The 19,199-nt window shown below is 38.0% G+C and carries 15 protein-coding genes and 1 pseudogene; 5 read left to right on the top strand and 11 right to left on the bottom strand.

The window, feature by feature from the left end; genetic code table 11:
• Window positions 1-111 precede the first annotated feature (111 nt).
• A complete protein-coding gene (locus CEF18_RS01085; RefSeq protein WP_110934763.1) occupies window positions 112-702 on the bottom strand; it encodes a Mur ligase family protein in 591 nt (196 codons plus the stop codon).
• Between the two features lie 346 nt (window positions 703-1,048).
• Between CEF18_RS01085 and CEF18_RS01080 the strand changes: the two genes are divergently transcribed.
• Both CEF18_RS01080 and CEF18_RS01075 read left to right on the top strand, forming a co-directional pair.
• Window positions 1,049-1,906, top strand: coding sequence for a DegV family protein (locus CEF18_RS01080; RefSeq protein ID WP_110934762.1), 858 nt, complete (start codon window positions 1,049-1,051; stop codon window positions 1,904-1,906).
• Window positions 1,907-2,179: 273 nt separating this feature from the next.
• Complete coding sequence (locus CEF18_RS01075) at window positions 2,180-3,079, top strand: DMT family transporter (RefSeq protein WP_110934761.1); 900 nt, start codon at window positions 2,180-2,182, stop codon at window positions 3,077-3,079.
• On the opposite strand, the gene CEF18_RS01070 is transcribed toward CEF18_RS01075, so the two are convergent.
• The 9 genes from CEF18_RS01070 to CEF18_RS01030 all read right to left on the bottom strand — a co-directional run bounded on the left by CEF18_RS01070 (window position 3,056) and on the right by CEF18_RS01030 (window position 15,471).
• A complete protein-coding gene (locus CEF18_RS01070; RefSeq protein ID WP_110934760.1) occupies window positions 3,056-4,507 on the bottom strand; it encodes an aldehyde dehydrogenase family protein in 1,452 nt (483 codons plus the stop codon). The genes CEF18_RS01075 and CEF18_RS01070 overlap by 24 nt on opposite strands.
• 88 nt (window positions 4,508-4,595) lie before the next feature.
• A complete protein-coding gene (locus tag CEF18_RS01065; RefSeq protein ID WP_110934759.1) occupies window positions 4,596-5,648 on the bottom strand; it encodes a homoserine dehydrogenase in 1,053 nt (350 codons plus the stop codon).
• A 25-nt stretch (window positions 5,649-5,673) separates the two neighbouring features.
• Window positions 5,674-6,873 carry a cystathionine gamma-synthase family protein gene (locus CEF18_RS01060; protein WP_110934758.1) on the bottom strand — a complete coding sequence of 400 codons (1,200 nt, stop codon included), beginning with the start codon at window positions 6,871-6,873 and terminating at the stop codon, window positions 5,674-5,676.
• Window positions 6,874-6,895: 22 nt separating this feature from the next.
• Window positions 6,896-8,107, bottom strand: a complete 1,212-nt coding sequence (locus tag CEF18_RS01055; protein WP_110934757.1) for a M24 family metallopeptidase — start codon at window positions 8,105-8,107, stop codon at window positions 6,896-6,898.
• A gap of 428 nt (window positions 8,108-8,535) precedes the next feature.
• Complete coding sequence (locus tag CEF18_RS01050; RefSeq protein WP_110934756.1) at window positions 8,536-10,221, bottom strand: PucR family transcriptional regulator; 1,686 nt, start codon at window positions 10,219-10,221, stop codon at window positions 8,536-8,538.
• A 343-nt stretch (window positions 10,222-10,564) separates the two neighbouring features.
• Window positions 10,565-11,422 carry a carbohydrate ABC transporter permease gene (locus tag CEF18_RS01045; protein ID WP_110934755.1) on the bottom strand — a complete coding sequence of 286 codons (858 nt, stop codon included), beginning with the start codon at window positions 11,420-11,422 and terminating at the stop codon, window positions 10,565-10,567.
• The gene (locus tag CEF18_RS01040; RefSeq protein ID WP_110934754.1) at window positions 11,419-12,366 is read right to left on the bottom strand and encodes a carbohydrate ABC transporter permease; all 948 of its coding nucleotides are present in this window, start codon (window positions 12,364-12,366) and stop codon (window positions 11,419-11,421) included. The genes CEF18_RS01045 and CEF18_RS01040 overlap by 4 nt, the downstream gene beginning before the upstream one ends.
• Window positions 12,367-12,447: 81 nt before the next feature.
• Window positions 12,448-13,797 (bottom strand): ABC transporter substrate-binding protein, encoded by a 1,350-nt coding sequence (locus CEF18_RS01035; RefSeq protein ID WP_110934753.1) that lies wholly within the window; start codon window positions 13,795-13,797, stop codon window positions 12,448-12,450.
• Between the two features lie 651 nt (window positions 13,798-14,448).
• Entirely contained in the window at window positions 14,449-15,471 is a 1,023-nt protein-coding gene (locus CEF18_RS01030; RefSeq protein ID WP_110934752.1) for a LacI family DNA-binding transcriptional regulator, read from the bottom strand.
• Window positions 15,472-15,732: 261 nt separating this feature from the next.
• Here CEF18_RS01030 and CEF18_RS01025 point away from each other — a divergent pair, with 261 nt between their 5' ends.
• From CEF18_RS01025 to CEF18_RS01015, 3 genes and pseudogenes are all read left to right on the top strand, one after another.
• On the top strand, window positions 15,733-17,196 hold the full coding sequence (locus tag CEF18_RS01025; protein WP_110934751.1) for a glycoside hydrolase family 1 protein: 1,464 nt from the start codon (window positions 15,733-15,735) through the stop codon (window positions 17,194-17,196).
• Between the two features lie 24 nt (window positions 17,197-17,220).
• A complete protein-coding gene (locus CEF18_RS01020) occupies window positions 17,221-18,126 on the top strand; it encodes an ROK family protein (RefSeq protein ID WP_110934750.1) in 906 nt (301 codons plus the stop codon).
• A 137-nt stretch (window positions 18,127-18,263) separates the two neighbouring features.
• Window positions 18,264-18,529: pseudogene (locus tag CEF18_RS01015) on the top strand (family 4 glycosyl hydrolase); the annotation flags it as partial.
• A 184-nt stretch (window positions 18,530-18,713) separates the two neighbouring features.
• Here CEF18_RS01015 and CEF18_RS01010 read toward each other — a convergent pair.
• Window positions 18,714-19,079 carry a hypothetical protein gene (locus tag CEF18_RS01010; protein WP_110934749.1) on the bottom strand — a complete coding sequence of 122 codons (366 nt, stop codon included), beginning with the start codon at window positions 19,077-19,079 and terminating at the stop codon, window positions 18,714-18,716.
• Window positions 19,080-19,199 lie beyond the last annotated feature (120 nt).

Raw genomic sequence — 19,199 nt, 5'->3', positions numbered from 1 at the left:
TCCGCTTACTCATAGTCCCCAAGTACAGAACAATTGATTTCTGTCATATTCGTAACCATTTTTTCCACAACGATCTTTAAAGCAAACTGCTGTACAAAAGAATTAAAACGATCATCGATGATCGTATTCCAATCGATGTTTAACAGGCTCAATTTTTTTAACAGGCTGGATCATTTGTTTTAACGACATACCCATTTCTAACCCAATTGCCAAAGCTGCTAAAATATTATAAACATTATGTTTTCCTAGTAGTCTTGTCCTGAACTGCTCCTCTTCCCCATTAACAAGTCGTACTGTAAATGAAGTACCTTTCGGACTGAAGGCAATATTGGTAGCACGAAGATCCACATCTTCCTCGTTCACTTCGTAATATACCCTTCGACAAGGGTTTTTTGCCTTATGAGACATGATGTTTTCATCATCTTTATTCAATATTGCCACACCATCTTTTTCAGGTAGTGTTTCTACTATCTCATGCTTTGTTTTCTTGATCGTATCTAATGTCTTAAATGTTTCTAAATGTTGCTCGCCAATTGCTGTCAGAATACCATTCTTCTGATTGACAAGTTCACAGATTTCCTGAATGTCGCCTTCTTGCTTCGCACCCATTTCAGCAATAAAAATATCATGATACGGCTTCAATTGCTCATTAATAGTTCTCGTTACACCAAGCTTTGTATTATAGCTTTCAGATGTGACCAATTAAATATAAAACAACAATCTTCTTGTTTTATATTTAATAAAGGGTATTTTCTTATAGATTGTTGTTTTAGTTTGAAATGCTTGGCTTGAATCAGCTATAGACAGATCCATCGGCAACACCCTTCGCTTTATCGATCATTACTATAGAAAACCGGAGTTTACGAAAGTAACAAAAAAGGAATATATTAGGACCTGTAATTAGTACTTGGTATTAATTAAAATAGCTAGTATAATATAAGAAATTAAACATTTTGTAAGAACTCACGCTGAATAGCCTTAAAACCTAATTAATAAACTCTTCGTCTCATTATATACTGACTCTATTATAAGAAAGTAGGATATAGTAATGACTAAAAAGAAAATTGCTTGGGTAACCGACAGTACTGCATATATAACGAAGGATCTACTCGACCATCCTGACGTGTACGTTTTGCCATTAGCCATTATATTCGATGGAGAAGCATTTGATGATGGAATCGATTTATCAACTGATGAATTATATGAGCGTATTCGTACAAATAAGGAAATTCCAAAAACCTCTCAGCCTGCTGCCGGCAGATTTGCTGAATTATATGAAAAATTAAGCGAGGAATACGAATCTGCTGTCGCCATTCATATTTCAAGTAAATTAAGTGGAACTCTTGATAGTTCTGCTTCTGGTAGAGACATGGCTGGATTTGACGTACAAATAGTAGACTCTTTTTCGATGTCTTACGCGATTACAACTCTTATTTATAAGGGAATGAAACTAGCTGAAAAAGAACAGTCTGCAAAGGAAATAAGAGAAACACTTCAAGCAGAATCAAAGCGATCTGAAAACTATATTCTACTAGGAAGTCTCGATCAATTTTATAAAGGTGGCCGCATGTCCGGGACTCAGTTCCTAATCGGCAACATTCTAAAAATCAAGCCGATCATTCGTATTACTAAAAACGGTGAATTTGAATTATTTCAAAAGGTTCGTTCTGAGAAAAAGGCAACGAACCGAATGCTAGAATTACTCCAACAAGCTTTAGAAAAAAATCGTATTGAACAAGTTCAGATTATGCACGGTAACGATCTTCACCGGGCAAACGAAATAAAGGAAATGATTAATATTCAATTTCCAAAATTGGATACCTTTGTTGGAGAAATCAGCTCTTCCATCGCTGTTCATGCCGGAGAAGGAACGACTGTTTTAATTTGGTCTAACGAGGAGAAATAAAATAAAGTATGGGTTCTTAGTTTGAACAGGGCCGTACTCGAATTCGCTCTAGGTGTGACGATTTCCGCGGCCAACTCCTCAGCCATTACTTTTTCCGTGGGAGTCGCCCACCTTTTTTTTCAGGTTTCTTCTACAAAAAGACGAAAATTTTATGATAACAAAGCTATTATTTATAGCATGGACAGACTAATAAGTCTATTCATGCTTTTTTTGAATTTATCTGTTAAGCTAAGTTTTGATCTAGTAAACTAACTGTTGTAAGGAGGGAAACTTATGAGTCCGCGACTCGCATATTTAATGGTCATTCTCGGTGCAGCACTTTGGGGGGTTACTGGATTATTTGTCCAAAACTTATATACATTTGAATTTACACCATGGGAAGTCGTCGGCATTCGCCTCATCTTCTCGGCAATAATTATCTTTTTCTTTTTATTTTTCACGAAACGTTCTCTTCTGTACATACAATTTCGCGATCTTCCATTCTTCGTTGGAACAGGAATCATAAGTATTGCATTTTTTAACTTTTTCTTTTTTACAGTTATGGATGAAGCAAATTTATCATTAGCTGTTGTGCTTTTATATACCGGACCAGTGTTTGTGACGCTGATTTCACGGTTTACTTTCGGCGAACCTTTTTCATTAAATAAAATATCTGCATTAATCGTCATGCTCGCAGGTTGCAGTTTAGCCGTTGGACTTTTCCCTTTCGGTCAATCATCTGTAGGAATATCGACAATTTTATTTGGGATTGCCTCCGGTTTTTTCTATGCCCTTTACAGTATCTTTGGCAAGTACGTTAGTGGGAGATATAACACGTTGACCATTACTGCTTACTCGATGTTTTTTGGAGCTTTATTCTTACTTCCTACACGTCAGTTGTGGAATAAGACCCAGCTCTTTTCAGAACCGGCAGTAATCTTTAATGGTATTGGGTTAGCTATTTTTGCCACAGTCGGTGCTTATGCATTGTACACTTTTGGTCTCACTTATGTGGAATCAAGCCGTGCTGCGATTCTATCAACCGTTGAACCTGTAGTTGCCATTTTTATTGGCGTAGCTGTATTCCGGGATATTCTCAGTCTATGGCAAACATTAGGTGTTGTTCTTGTACTGGTTTCTGTCTTACTAACAGTAAAAACACGCAAGGGATCACATCCCCCACGTGTTACCTAACTTAAAACAAACAACCTTTGGCTCTGTCATTTCCTCCATAGAGAATTTCACACCTTCTCGACCTAATCCAGAACCTTTTACTCCACCAAAAGGCATCTCGTCGATCCGATAGTCACTGCTATCATTGACCATGACACCGCCAACATGAAGTTTTTGAACCGTATAGAAGGCATCATCTAAATTTTTCGTGAATATCCCTGCTTGTAAGCCATACTCAACTTCATTCGCACGCTTTACAGCTTCTTGAATGTTTTGAATCGATTCAATGATGACAACTGGACCAAATATCTCTTCATAATAAACTTTAGAATCATGAGACACATTTGTTAGTACAGTTGGGTCATAAAAAGCACCATCTCTTGTGCCTCCAGTTTCAAGTGTAGCGCCTTCCATCAATGCTTCTTGCACCCACTCCTCGACTCGAATTGCCTCTTTTTCCTGAATAAGCGGACCCATATCCGTCCACTCAGACATTTTGTCTCCCACTTGAAGCTCTTTTGTCCTCTCAATAAATTTTTGCAGAAATGTATCATAAATGGCTTCTTCCACATAAATTCGTTGAACACCGATACAATTTTGCCCTACGGCAGAAAATGCTCCTGATACTGTTGAAGCAACTGCTTCAGTTAAGCACGCATCATTTAAAATGATCACCGGGGAGTTTGATCCCAATTCCATACTTATTTTTTTCAAACCGGCTTGGTGAGCAATATGCTTGCCTGCTTCTAGTCCTCCCGTAAACGAAACCATTTTTACAGCCGGATGCGTCACCAACACTTCCCCTATTTCTCTGCCTGCTCCTGTAATTACCGAAAGAAATCCTTTTGGAATGCCTGCCTGATCAAATGCTTTTGCTAGCATAATCGCACTTAATGGTGTCACAGATGCCGGTTTTAAAACAATTGGATTTCCTGCAGCAATTGCCGGACCTATTTTATGAGCGACTAAATTTAAAGGATCATTGAACGGCGTGATTGCTCCAATAACTCCAATCGGGAAGCGGTAGTAATACCCTACTCGATTTTCACTGCCTTCCTTTTGATCAAAATTGATGGTTTCCCCTTTTAATCTTCTTGCTTCCTCAGCACTTATCCTTATCGTTTGAATTGCCCGTGAAACTTCTCCGCGAGATTCCGTTATTGTTTTACTTCCTTCAAGTGAAATCGTTTCTGCAAACAATTCGTGGTGCTCCTGCAAGTAATTTGCTGCACTTGTTAATACTCTAATCCGTTCATGTACGGGCCAGGAAGCGAGATGTTGAAACGCTACATCAGCCTGCTCTATTGCAGAGATCATGTCATCCTTACTCGCTAAAGGCACCTTCGCAATCACTTCGTTATTTTGCGGGTTAACTACGTCAAATGTCTCTTTTCCGGCTTGCCACTTTCCTGCTATAAACATTTTTTCTGACATTATTTTTGTTTGCATTCTTATTACACCACCTTTTATTTATTGGGTATGTTAAAGCTTACTGATTTTACTATAATCAGCACTAATCGATAACATCGTCTATTTATCAAATATTCAGTAATTTTCTCTCTTTTTGATAATGAATAAGGTCAATGAGTAATGAAAATCCTGTTTCTTTTAAACCAGCTCCTGCACCCGTTAATAAAATAGAACCAGACAAATCACATTCGTAAACAATCGCATTAAGAGCACCACTTACTGTCGCTAAAGGGTCATTCTCATCCAGCAATTCAAGTCCAACACTTGCATCGACTGTTCCGTTGTTCGACTTCAGTCTAGACACTAGTCGCCATCTTTTCTTCTGCTTGATCGCTTCAAGCAACATTTCCCGGGTAATACTTGTCATTCCCGAACAAACAACGTCTTCCGAGGTAAGCGGATAATCTAAGACAACATTCGCCAGGATCACTGTTTTATATCGAGCATCATAACCTTCTACGTCACTTGTCGGATCAGCTTCCGCATATCCTTTTGTTTGCGCTAGTTTTAACGCCTCCTCATATTCAAGTCCTTTTTCCATTTCCGTCAACATAAAGTTAGTAGTTCCGTTTAAAATTCCTTTAATCTCAGAAATTTCATTACCGGCAAGAGTGGTAAATGGAAGGCGTAATGCAGGGGTACCACTCATCACAGTTCCTTCAAATCCCCAAAACCGTTGTTTATCTTTAGCTAAAGCAGCTAGTTCTTTGTATGCTAAGGCTACAGGACCTTTGTTTGTCGTCACCACGCTTTTTCCGTATTCAAAAGCTGTCCGACAATGATCAATTGCCGGCTGACCGGTGGTGACATTTGTAAATGCCACCTCCACAATCACATCAGCATTTGATTCCTTTATTGTCTTAAAACTGTCCCATCCTTTAATTGTAGTAGGACTTTCCGGGTATTTTTCAACATGGTTCCAAGTTTCAACAGTATCCAGGAGCACTTGGGGATCGAGCCCATTTGGATCGTAGACAGAACCTTTCATGACATCAGACACAGCTACAATTCGAGTATCCAAATCATGCTCCGAAATAAGTGAGCCACGCTTTTCCATAAGAATTTTCACTAATGCCTGACCAACGCCTCCAAAACCGATAAACGCTAAATTTACTGTCATTTTAAATCCCCCTTCACTTCAATCGTTAGACTTGAACATGAATGTGTTTAGGAAGAGCTTGAAAAGCCTGTTCTAAATCTGCAAGCAAATCCTCACTGTCTTCAATACCTGCTGAATATCGTATAAGTCCTTCAGCAATCCCAACTGCCGCTCTTTCTTCAGGCGTGCATTCAACATGACTTGTCGTGCGGGCTGGCCCAACAATTGTTTCCACCGAACCTAAATTTGCTGCTCGATTTGCGTAGGTCAGTTTAGGTAGCAGATGTCGAACAGTATCCACTCCGCCTTTCACTGCAAAACTAAGCATCCCGCCAAATCCGTTCATTTGTTTCTTCGCGATGTCATGTCCCGGATGGTCTTCAAGTCCCGGATAAAAAACATCCTCTACAATATCGATCGTTTTTAAATAGGTTGCTACTTTCATAGCATTTTCATTTTGACGAGCGATTCTCAGTTGAAGTGTCTTCATTCCTCTTAACAAGAAATAAGCGGACATAGGATCGAGAGTTGCTCCATTAATTTCACGGAAATGATACACTTGTTCCACTAATTCCTTTGATCCGCATAAAGAACCGCCAAGAGCATCGGCATGCCCACCCAGAAACTTTGTTGCACTGTGAATAACCAAGTCTGCTCCTAAAGCTAAAGGATTCTGGTTAATTGGCGTAGCAAACGTATTATCAACAACGACGATTGCACCTACTGCTTTTCCTGCTTTCGCCATTCTTTCAATATCTGTTATTTTCACGGTTGGATTGGTTGGTGTCTCCAAATAAACAATATCGCACCCCTTAGCAATTTCTCTTTCCATTCCCTCATGATCACCTGTATCGCATAGCGTTACGTCAACTTTTTGTCTTGGCAAAAATTCTGTAAATATTTTATTCGTTCCACCATAAGAATCTTTGATCGAAACAATTCTATCACCAGGTGTCAGGAAAGTAGCAAGTGTGTTGCTAATCGCTGCCATTCCAGTGGAGAAGCTTGTTGCCGCTTCTGCACCTTCTAAAATTCGGATCTTATCCTCGAAAGCCTGAACTGTTGGATTCGTGTTTCTTCCATAAATATGCCCTTCTTTTTTACCAAGCGCTACATCGTACCATTCATCCATGTCATCATAACCAAACGATACACTATGAACGACCGGTACTTGTGTCGCTCCAAAAGCCAGATAATCTTTTTCCCCTGCCCAAATTGATTTAGTTCCATTTTTTATGTTTTTCATCTTAAATATCCCCCTTTTTTTATTAGCTGATTTCCTCACCTTGCTGTTGGCTGATCATAAAAGGATGCTGGATGACCAACTCCCTTGGAAAAGTCGTAAACGTTTCACAGCCTTCATCCGTTACTCTGAACGTTTCACTCATTTCTACTCCACATCGATCAAACCACAACGCCGGTATTAAGTGAAAGGTCATATTTGGCTGTAAAACGGTTCGATCACCTTTTCGAATACTTGCCGTATGCTCGCCCCAATCTGGTGGATACCCTAATCCGACCGAGTAACCAAGTCTCGCTTCTTTTTTTATACCGTACTGCCCAATACTATTTCGCCATACTTCTTCTAATTCCCCACACGTCACTCCAGGTTTTGCTTTTGTCAAAACTTCATGAATCCCTTCCTGCACAATCGGAATGATTCCGTCTAACTGGGAAGATGGTTTCCCAATATTGATCGTTCGTGCTAAAGGCACATGATATCGTTTGTAACAACCTGCTAATTCCACGATCACTGAATCCCCTTCTTCAAACTTTCTATCTGTCCAAGTGAGATGTGGAATGCCCGTATTTTTACCGGATGGCATCAAAGGAACGATTGACGGATAATCGCCGCCGAAAGCATCGGTACCAGAGATCATATTGTAGTAGATTGTTGCTGCGGCATCACACTCTCTTATACCAGCACGAATTCTATCTACGCCTTTATACATTGCTTGATCAGCAATAACCGCTGCCCGTTTCATATATTCTATTTCTTGATTAGATTTAATAATACGCACTTCATTTACAAGAAGATCTCCATCAACAAAAGTTGCATTCGCTAACGAAGCTTTTAATTTAAGAAAAGCTTTTGCCGTAAAATAGTAGCTATCCATCTCTACACCAATTCTTCGATTTCCATGTCCGATTTGCTCAATGATTTCTCCGAAGAACTCCATCGGATGATGCGTATCGGATTGAACATAATAATCAGGGTAAGCAATAATATTCTGATCATAAATCCATGTTGTCGCTTTGGCACCATTAGCATCCTGAAATCTTCCTAACCAAATAGGCTGAGGCTCATCAATAATAATCACTACCATTTGATGAACATAAAACGACCATGCATCATACCCTGTTAAATAATTCATATTGGCCGGATCGGTTATGAGTAGCACATCAATACCCCGACTCTCCATCTTTACCTTTGTTTCATTCATACGTTTTTGATATTCTAAAATATCAAAAGGTAGCATTCCATTCACCTCTCTTTTGTAAGTCTGAATATTAGGACTTTTCTTACTCTCAGTCTATTCCAATACACTTCATTATGTAATGTACAATGTGTATGAAGTTTTATCACCGCCTTTTATACAACTTTAGGAGAGATTTTCTGCTATTTTGTTTCTTTGTTTGTCATCCTCTCATTTTTATACTGATTTCCCGGTCATTTAAGGGGTTGACACGTTTATTTGAGAGGACGACGCGTTCATTTCAACGCACGACGTATTCATTTTCCGATTACGCACTCATTTCCGCTCCTTTCCCATTCATTTGAGTACACTGCGCGTTCATCTCAACGCTCGACCCTTTCATATCAATGCTCCATCCACTCATTCATCCGCAAACTTACTTTCCCGCATTAAAAAAAGGCAACCCAAAGGCTGCCCACAACTATCATCATTCAATATTCAATTTTTCGAAACATCCATAAACGAATACTTAATTCCAAAAGGAAAACATCATCAGAATTGACCAACGATAATTGCGTTAAAGACTCAATATTTCTTAAACGATAAAGAAGAGATTGACGGTGCAAGTTAAGCGCCCTAGCCGTTTGACTTACATTGCCCTTATATTTGTTGTAAGCCATAAACGTTTGAATCAAATCAGTCTTTCGTTTTTTATCGTACTCAATTAACGGCTTTATTGTATCTTGAACTATCTGATTCACCGTGCTATCGCTTGAAACAGTTATTAATAGTCGATTAATTCTTGTGTCTTTAAAAAAGATACGTTCTCCGCACCCAAATTGCTGTTGCCCAATCTCTAAGGCCGTTTTAGCTTCATAGTAACTTTCATGAAAACCACTGTTATTATTTTTCCGCGCGGCAATCCCCCAAGACATCTCTACTTCTGTCAGCAATTCATTTAACCGGCGATCAATCGTATCCAAAAACTGATTCGCAGTTTCCGTATGCAAATGGTGATCTGTTTCTAAATAGATAATGACCTCATTTTCATCAAACGTAGCCATGGTTTTTCTATCGAGTAAATTTGCAGCATTTGTGACTTCCTTCTGAATGTAATAGTTTATACTTTGTAACGACGAAGTGGTTGGACTATCCTTCTTTAATTTTGGGAAGTCCGCATATTCCTCTTTCCAACTAATTTCACCCACTATACACAAATAAGTCAAATCTAAGTCATAGCCTAAAAGCTGTGCTTTTGATTTAAGATCTTGTTCATTAGGCTTTTTATCCTTGGACAACTGTAGCAAAAAATTATCCTTTAATCGGATTTCAGTCATTTCTATTGCATTCTCTTTTAAAAAATAAAGGGCACATGCTGTTAATGAATGCTCCAAAACGTTCATAACAAACCAAGTCAAATTCTCTTTTTTCTCTAAACGAAACCAAAGGTACCCTTGTTTTCGGTGATTTGTGGCAATTAAAAGTTGGTACCATCTTTGTTCCCCAACTTTATACTCCTCCATATGTGGATAAAGGGGGTGATCTACGTATGTTCCTTCAAACATACTTGGGTCTTGAGTGGGAATCATTTCTTCGTGGGTGAAAATCGAGATAATATCTTTCTCAACATGCTTAGAGGTTCTAATCTTTTTAACGTAGTCATTAATAATAATCGGCAATTTAATATGTTTAAAAATACCGTCCGCAATCTCTTCCAATCCTTTGCTTTGCAACACATCGTTAATAAGTTCTTGTCTCACTTCCTCCGATTGCTGCCGTTCTGTTTTTTTATCTTTATTTATTTCTTCCAACACCATCTGCATGATATCACCAAAACGAATATCCCAAGGAATATCGATAATCGGAAATTGATGGTTCTTTGCCAAAGTAATTAACTGATCAGGGAAATCGAAAACATACCTTCCTGTTGCAATTCCTAACATAGAGGCACCTGATTGAATGACGTCTTTCACAAATTGTTCCAATAACTTTGGATCCCCATGACATCCTATTCCAGTAGTAAGAACAAATTCATTTTCTCGAACAAAATTTTCTACTGGCATTTCGATCACGGAGATCCACTCGACCGATTTTTGATCTATATACTCTTCTCCTACTTTTATGACAGAATCATTTAATATCGAGAGTGCAACAACTTTTTTTGCCGCTAAACCCATCCCATCACCTCATCCTGTTAAACTAATACTTTTTTATTATAAATTGTTGATTAAGTAGAATAGGTTGGTACTACTCGGATTTTGCTAATGGCTAAAACTAAACTTTCCTTACATTCGTCGCCTTTCACTTCTTCAAAAGTTTCGCAAGAAAATTAATTAAATTTTCTGTTAAGTTTATTTTCTCACGAATGTATACTTTTGACAATCTTATTGTTTATGCTGATTCATTTGGATGTTGTCCTCTTATTGAGGGAATTTATCGTGAAAAAAATAATCCCACCAGCAATGATGCCGGTGAGATTATTTAGTAGAATTTACGTTTCTAATATAATTCAACTTCCAATTAACTTTTAACTGCACCATCAGTAATACTTTTTATAAACAAACGATTAAATAAAAGGAATACGATAATTAAAGGCACGGTTGCCCAGAATGTTCCGGATAAAATCATCCCGTAATCTCTTACCCGGTCATCCATTAACGATCGCAGAGCTACTTGAATGGTATGCATCGATTGGTCTTGCAATACAACTAAAGGCCACATGTAGTCTCCCCATATTGTCATAAAAACGATGATACCAAGTGTTGCAAAAGCAGGTAAAACCATTGGTATAACAATGTTCCAATAGATTCTAAAGTTAGAACAACCGTCAATCCTTGCCGCTTCAATTATCTCATCATGAACCCCACTTGCAATGTATTGTCTCATCCAAAATATTCCGAATGCATTCATAAGTCCTGGTATGATTACTGCCTTTAATTGGCTTAACCATCCTAACTCTGTGATGATAAAATACTGAGGAATCAACCCTAACTGAGGCGGAATCATCATTGTCCCTAAAATAAACAGAAATAGAATATTCCTGCCTGGAAACTCTAATTTAGCAAAAGCAAATCCTGCAAGTGAACAAAGAACGATAACTCCTAACGTTACAGAAGATGCTACAATTAGCGAATTTAGCATTGATCCAAAAAAAGGGATGCTATCTAGCACTTTTTCGAAGTTTTCTTTAAAAAAAGGACCGGGAATGACAACCGGTGGAGTTTTATTGATCATGTTATTTGAATTCGTAGCCATAACAAACATCCAGTAAAACGGAAACAAAGAAACAAGAGAGATTCCGATTAACATAGTGTAAACAAGTAATTTTGACAGTGAGAATTTCTTGATACCTATTTCTTCGTTTTTATTTTGTTTCATTTAGATCCCACCTTACTCGAATTACCCAATCGATTAGTAAAGTACATATTTAGCGCGGAAATTATAATGATTAAGAAAAACAATGCAATTGCTGTAGCGGATGCCGTTCCAAAGAAATTACTATCAAAAGCTTCTCTATAAAGATATACAACGACAGTTATTCCTTCTGGTCTACCACCACGCCCCTGGAAAATATGTGGTTCTGCAAAAAGTTGAAGTGCTCCAATGGTCGAAGTGAATACTGTAAATAAAATAAAAGGCTTTAATAGAGGAATCGTAATATGCCAAATTTGTTGCCTTAGCGTAGCTCCATCTATTTTTGACGCCTCATATAAATCATTTGGGATTGCTTGCATCCCTGCAAGATAAATAATCGTGTTATATCCTAGCCATCTCCAAAATACCATTGCTGAAATCGCAACTTTCGTCCCCCATTCTGAGCGGGTCCAAGTAATAGGTTCTATTCCAAAAATACTTAATATAGAATTCACAAGTCCAAATTCCTGATTGCTGAATAATACACTGAATACAATAGCCACAGCCACGATTGACGTAACATAAGGTAAAAATATTGCCACCCGGAACAAGGATTTGCTTTTAATTAATACAGAGTTTAAAGCAAAAGCTAGTAATATCCCAACAATAAGTTGCGGCGCGGTTCCCATTACTCCAATGACAATCGTGTTATAAACAGATTTCCAAAACAGAGGATCATTAAAGATGATTACAAAGTTATTCAAACCGACAAAATCCATTGCTCCGAGTCCATTCCAACTGAAAAAAGCTAAATAAAAGCTGAAACCTATCGGAAATAGTCCGAAAATCAGGAACAGTAAGTAGAATGGAGAGATAAATAAGTAACCTGATACAATATTTTTCTTCTTCTGTGAAAAAGTTCGTTTTTTAGGTGTTTGGGGTACTGATTTTTCTAACTCCAACGACATATGAATACCTCCTCCTTTCACTAAATCATGAAGGGCAGATACAGCACGGACGTCGCACCGTACCTATCCTCGTTACTAAAGTTATCGTGAAATCCTTTGATCTACCCGTTCTAAAATATCTGCCCACTCTTCCTCTTTATCAACACCTTCTTGGACATTATATAGTCCATCCTGAATTTCCTGATTTACAGCCGGATAATGTTCCCCTTTGTATACGTGCTCTACTTGTAAAGCAGCCTCAGCAAAAATTTCTGCCGTATGCTGCCCTCCGAAATAATCATCCGTGTAGTTTACAAACTCCTCCATTTCATACACCTCTGGAGCAGACGGGAACAGTCCCATATTCTCAAACGCTTTTAGCTGTCCTTCTGGAGATAACAGCCATGTTAAGAAATCATACGCTTCTTCTGCATGTTCTGATTCTGCAGGTATCGTGATCCACGATCCACCCCAGTTACCGGCACCTTCTGGAAGCGTTGCAATTCTCCATTCCGTTGCATCTGGAGCATTGTCTTTGATTTGACCTTGCATCCATGCTGGCGCAAGTAGCGTTGCATAGTTTCCTTCTGCCATACCAGCACCCCATTCAGGGGACCATAATTCCATCGAGCCAACATATCCTTTTTCAATAAAATCGGCATTTTTCATGAAAGACTCTTTTGTATCTGAAGTTGATTCGATAATTAACTCATCATTTTCGTCAAAATATTGTTGTGGTTGCTGATCTCTCAAAGCATTAAACATTAATTCAGGGTTATCCACCATTGGGACGCCTGTTTCCTCAAGAATAGTAGCTGCTGCTTCTTCAAAATCATCCCAGGTTTGAATTAATGCTTCAACGTCTTCAGGTTCTGATGGCAGTCCCGCTTCTTCAAAAACATCTGAACGATAGAACATTACCGTCGGCCCAATATCTGTTGGAATACCAAACAAAAAGTCTCCGTCTACATTTTCGCCAATTTCCCAAACCCATTCTAGATAATCACCTTTTATTTCCTTTGCTCCCAGGTCATAAAGGTTGTGGAAGCGATCCTGTGCATCTTGATATCTTCCCATCTCAGATACCTCTACTGCCGCCATATCAGGTGCACCACTTCCAGCAGAAAGAGCTGTGAATAAGTTATTGTGATGATCCTCCATCTCTATTTCCTGAAATGTGATTGAAATTTCTGGATTTTCCTCCATATACTCTTTCGCTAATTCTGGATAACCTGTTGCGCCAAATAACCAAAATGACAATTCCACTTCAGCGCTTTCTCCACCTACAACGGTTTCTTCCCCTTCATTTTCTTCATTGACAGTGGCATCTTCATTGCCTGAATTAGTGTTAGAATCACCATTTCCATCAGAAGATGAATTTTCACTATTATCAGAACAAGCACCTAAAAATGTGAACAAGGACAACATCGTAATATAACCTAACTTTTTCATCCATTTTACCCCCTAAGTTTAATTAATCATTTTCATAACACGAAAACATGAAGTAAGAAGTTTCCACCTCCTAAAAATAATCAATCATCGTCTGAACAAAAGACACATCCAATTATTACGAAACCGGTTTCGTAAATAAGACATTGATACTCCTATATAGTTTAGAAACAAAAGTCTTTAAAACTATTATACTTAAAAAATATAAAGCGCTTACACATTCAGCAAAAAAATATAATCATTCTCTTTCATACTCACTAAACCGGTTTCGTTTACTTCTTGATGTTAGTTTACATCCAACTTATTTTAATGTCAATCATTTATTTTACTTTTATTACCTGATAAAGAGAACGTTCTCAACAAGTTTATTTTCATCAAGCTATAACTCTCGTAATATCTCAGTATCAGTAAAAACCACCAATTAAGTGTTGTAGTTATGGATTCAATAATAAAAACCTGCAGCGAAGGCGGCGACTCCCTTCGGGAAAAGCAATAGCTGAAGACCCCACAGGGACGAATTTCCCGAGGAGTCTGTTGCATTGCCCGCGGAAAGCATCCGCCTAGAGTGGATTCGAGCACTTTATTCAATATTTCTCTAAGAATTTTAAAAACTACCTTCTAAACAAGAAGGTTAACCGTTTCCTCTAAAAGCAATTAAGTACTTATTTTTTTAGCTTTACATGATTTTCTAATAATTAATTCTGGCTCAACTTTAACAAAAGAAGGTTGCAGTTTATCCTTAATAATGTCCGTTAGCATGAGAGCTGCAATCTTTCCTAGTTTTTCTTTGTTTTGTCTCACAGTTGTTAAGGGCGGATCGACATATTGTGATGCAATAATGTCATCACAACCAATAATAGAAAAATCCTCTACATTTAAGCCTTCATCTTTCACAGCCTGCAAAGCACCTATCGCCATTAGATCCGAAATAGCAAAAATAGCACTAGGTACTTTATCGAATGCCAACAATTTTTTCATCGCTTTATAGCCACTTTCTTCAAAATAATCACCAGTCAAAATCCATTCTTCTCTTATAGGTATTCCATAAGATGTCATAGCATTTTTAAAGGCATGCAATCGTTGCTCTGTCACCATAGACCCTTCATTACCGCCAATAAATGCTATTTCTCGATGACCTTGCATATAAAAATGCTCCACTGTCAAACTCGATACTTTATTGTTATCCGTCATTATATAGCTTGACCTTTCTCCCTTGAGCTCGATATCTACTCCCATGCAGGGAATAGTACTACGATCGAGATCATAAATGGACGGTTCAACATCATCTCCCCCAATAATAATGCAACCATCCACATTATAGTGAGCGCAACGGGCAAGATAGTTTTCATCCCCTTTATGAAATCTTTCATTTGAAAAAAATAAAAGGTCGTACCCATTTAAGCCAATTGTTTTTTTAAATGAACTAACTACTTCAACAAAATACGGGTGGTTAAATTGAGCATTAATCTTACCAGCATAAATTACTCCGATAACATTTGTCACATTTTTCGCTAATGACTGTGCTGAGTAGGATGGACGATATCCATGCTCATCCATGATGTTTAAAACTTTTTTTTTCGTTTTTTCACCAACATCACTATAATTATTAATAATTTTTGAAACTGTTGCTTGCGAAACACCCGCTAACTTAGCAATTTCTTTAATAGTCATCTTCATTTTCCTAGCTCCTTCTCTCTCATGTTATAATTATCGATTATTCTTCCTTTTTTGATATGATATTTTAATAAGTTTAAATTTATTTTCTAATCCTATAAAAAAATATTCCTAATCAGGATTTATATGTTAGACTAATAAAAAAGCGTTTACAAAAATTCCGTTTTTTCGAAACCGCTTTCGTTACTCTAGTTTACTCCTTGACTGAGAAAAAGTAAATATAAAAAGGGAAACTAATCTAGCACAAATAGGAGGGAATTTGTTATGTATCATAGACAACTTAAACCTTTTCCACGAAACTTTCTTTGGGGATCTGCGTCAGCGGCGTACCAAATTGAGGGAGCGTGGGACCAGGATGGTAAAGGTCCATCAGTATGGGATATCTATACAAAAATAGAAGGTACAACGTATAAAGGTACTAATGGGGATATTGCGGTGGATCATTATAACCGATACGAAGAAGATGTTGAATTAATGGCTGAAATGGGTTTAAAGACATATCGCTTTTCTGTTGCATGGTCTCGTATATTTCCACAAGGAAATGGGGAATTAAATGAAGCAGGTCTTGCCTTTTATGACAGCTTAATAGAAAAGCTTCTCTCTCATAACATCGAGCCAATTATTACTGTCTACCACTGGGACCTGCCGCAAGCTTTAATGGATAAGTATGGTGGTTGGGAGTCACGTGAGATTATCGCTGACTTTAACAATTATTGTGTTGAGCTATTTAAAAGATACAGCGACCGCGTGAAGTACTGGGTAACTCTTAATGAGCAAAATATATTCATCGGATTAGGTTATCGCTCCGGGATTCACCCACCTGGTGTGAAAGACGTTAAACGCATGTATGAAGCAAATCACATCGCAAATTTAGCAAATGCAACAGTGATTCAGTCATTTCGAGAACATGGTAATGGCGGAAAAATAGGACCTAGTTTTGCTTACGGTCCAGTCTATCCGCTTAATAGTCATCCCGAAAATATAGTTGCAGCTGAAAATGCAGAGGAAATGAACAATCACTGGTACATGGATGTTTATGCTTGGGGGAAGTACCCAGAAGCGATTTTCAACTATTTGAAAAAAGAAGGTTTGGCTCCTACCATTGAAGAAGGTGATTTAGAAATCCTCAAAGCCGGAAAACCTGATTTTATGGGTGTTAATTACTATCAAACGACAACTGTTGAAAAGAACCCGTTGGATGGAATTGGTGAAGGTGCTATGAATACTAGTGGAAAAAAAGGTACATCGTCAGAATCAGGGGTTCCGGGTCTTTTCAAAACAATAAAAAATCCTCACCTCAAAACTACTAATTGGGATTGGGTGATTGACCCCAATGGTTTAAGAATTGGCATGCGTCGTATTAAAAATCGATACGATCTCCCTATTCTAATTTCAGAAAACGGTTTAGGAGAATTCGATACACTTGATCCGAATGATAAAATTGATGACTCTTATCGAATTGACTATATTAAAGATCATTTGGCTGCTATTCAGGAAGCAATCACAGATGGTGTCGATATTATTGGGTATTGCACATGGTCCTTCACTGACCTTTTAAGCTGGCTGAATGGTTATCAAAAACGGTATGGTTTTGTATATGTAAACCGCGATGAAAGCAGCGAAAAAGACTTGCGGAGAATTAAGAAGAATAGTTTTTATTGGTATAAGGAAGTTATTCACTCAAACGGAGAATCTCTCGGGTTTCACCAGTCTGTATCGCTAAAATAGAAATTATTTTAAGGGAGGTGCCATATGACAAAAAATAAGTATCTTTCCTTTGACATAGGGGGGACTCACGTAAAGTGGGGAATTCTAGATGAAGAAGGAACAATTATTAAAAAAGACCACTTTTCCTCAGACGACGCGGATGGGGAAACCATTCTAAAGGGATTACAAGAAATAATTACCGAATGGCAATCTTCTATTAAAGGTATTGCAATAAGTGCTCCTGGCTTCATTGATCCTGATAAAGGTTATTTAGAAAAAGGAGGGGCTATTCTCGCCTTCGATGATTTCTACCTTCAAAAAAATATTGAGGAAAAATTCGACCTCCCCGTCTCTATAGAAAACGATGTGAACTGTGTTGCTCTCGCAGAACAATGGTTAGGAAAGGGTAAAAAACTAACTGATTTTATTTGTATAACTGTAGGAACAGGAATTGGTGGTGCACTCATATTAAATAACCAACTTTACCGTGGTCACTCATTTAGAGGCGGTGAATTCGGCTATATGATTACCCAAGGAGTCCAAACGACGATACCGGTACAGGGGTCTTTAAGCACTTCGGCTTCTGTTCTTGGATTGCGAAAAAAATATGCAGATTATTTCAACGTACCATTAAAGGAAGTAACGGGTGAAATAGTTTTTCAAGCCTATGATGCACAAGAGTCCGTGGCCACGCAAATAGTGGAAACTTTTTATCAAAGTCTAGCTATTGGTATATACAATATTACTTCCGTTTTAAATCCTGAAAAAATACTTATCGGCGGGGGTATCACGGAACGTCCAACCTTCATCAAAGAACTTGAACAGCATTTACATTATATTGATCAAGTGTTTAATACTCGAATAGACACATGTCACTTTAAAAACGATGCTGGACTTGTCGGGGCGCTAGCTCAACATTTATCTAAATATCAAGGTGTCGTGACTAACTAACGTTTACACCACAAATAGACTCTATCCTCTTTACTAATTTGTTGACGCTATGATGTCGTAAGCTGTGATTATCGAAATCCATCTTATATTACAAAGGAGGTTTCACTATGAGTAACGAAAAAGGGCTTAAAGTTGCAACAATTGGCGATCTTCCAGTTTCCATGCGAGGTTTAGTACAACAAATTAAGTCTTTTGAACGAACCGCTTCAGAAGCAGCAGTAAGCGGTGATTATAAAAAAGCATTATTAGCAATGGCGATTAATCCATTAGTTCCACCTGATACAGTCGCAAAAAAATTCTGGATGAAATGCTTGAAGCACACAAAGAACATTTACCTCAATTTTTCAAAGAAAGCACGCAGGCGCTTCTCTCAAAAAATTTAACATATAAGAAAAACGCGTAGCGTCTTTTATTAAAAATAGCGTGATCTTTCGCCACCCCGAGTAGCACCTACGTAATTTCGTGTAGGTGCTACTCGAAAGGAGGGTGGTTTTCCCTTGACACGCGTGGCGTAAAGATAGCTGTCAACTTATACATTCTTATCATTTCAAAAAGCAACCACAAGTGGTTGCTTTTTGTTTCACCGTTTATTTTCCAGTAACGCTTTCATCTAGATATGCATCAGATTCACTTAACACATCTAATGCTTCTTCAAAATCTTCATCTGTAACTTCGAAATCTAATAGATGAGAAAAGGCATCACTTTTTTCTCTGTCCGATTTCCCGACATCCTTTAGGTTTGTTAGTCTAGCGAGCATCCCAGGTGGTCCTGCAGCAGTACCCATACCGCTTCCACCTACTCCTAAATTCGTAATCGGCAATAACATGACTCCTTTTGAACCCTCAGGAATTTTATCAATAAGAACATTGGAAACGTTTACTTTTTGAAGCTTAGCGGAAGCTGCTTCTGCATCATTCTCTGTCTTAAAATAAGCTTGAATTTTATGACTCAACGTAAACACCCTTTCATCGGTTATTTACTTATTGTGTTCCCTTACATACGAGAATATAAACAACATAAAAGAATAGCTACCTTTAATGGGCGTTATAATTTCAATCGCTTCTACAATTTA

This window comes from Salipaludibacillus neizhouensis, from assembly GCF_002886185.1.
In the GTDB taxonomy this organism is placed as follows: Bacteria; Bacillota; Bacilli; order Bacillales; family Salisediminibacteriaceae; genus Salipaludibacillus; species Salipaludibacillus neizhouensis.
This window is presented reverse-complemented; position numbering and strand designations above follow the sequence as displayed.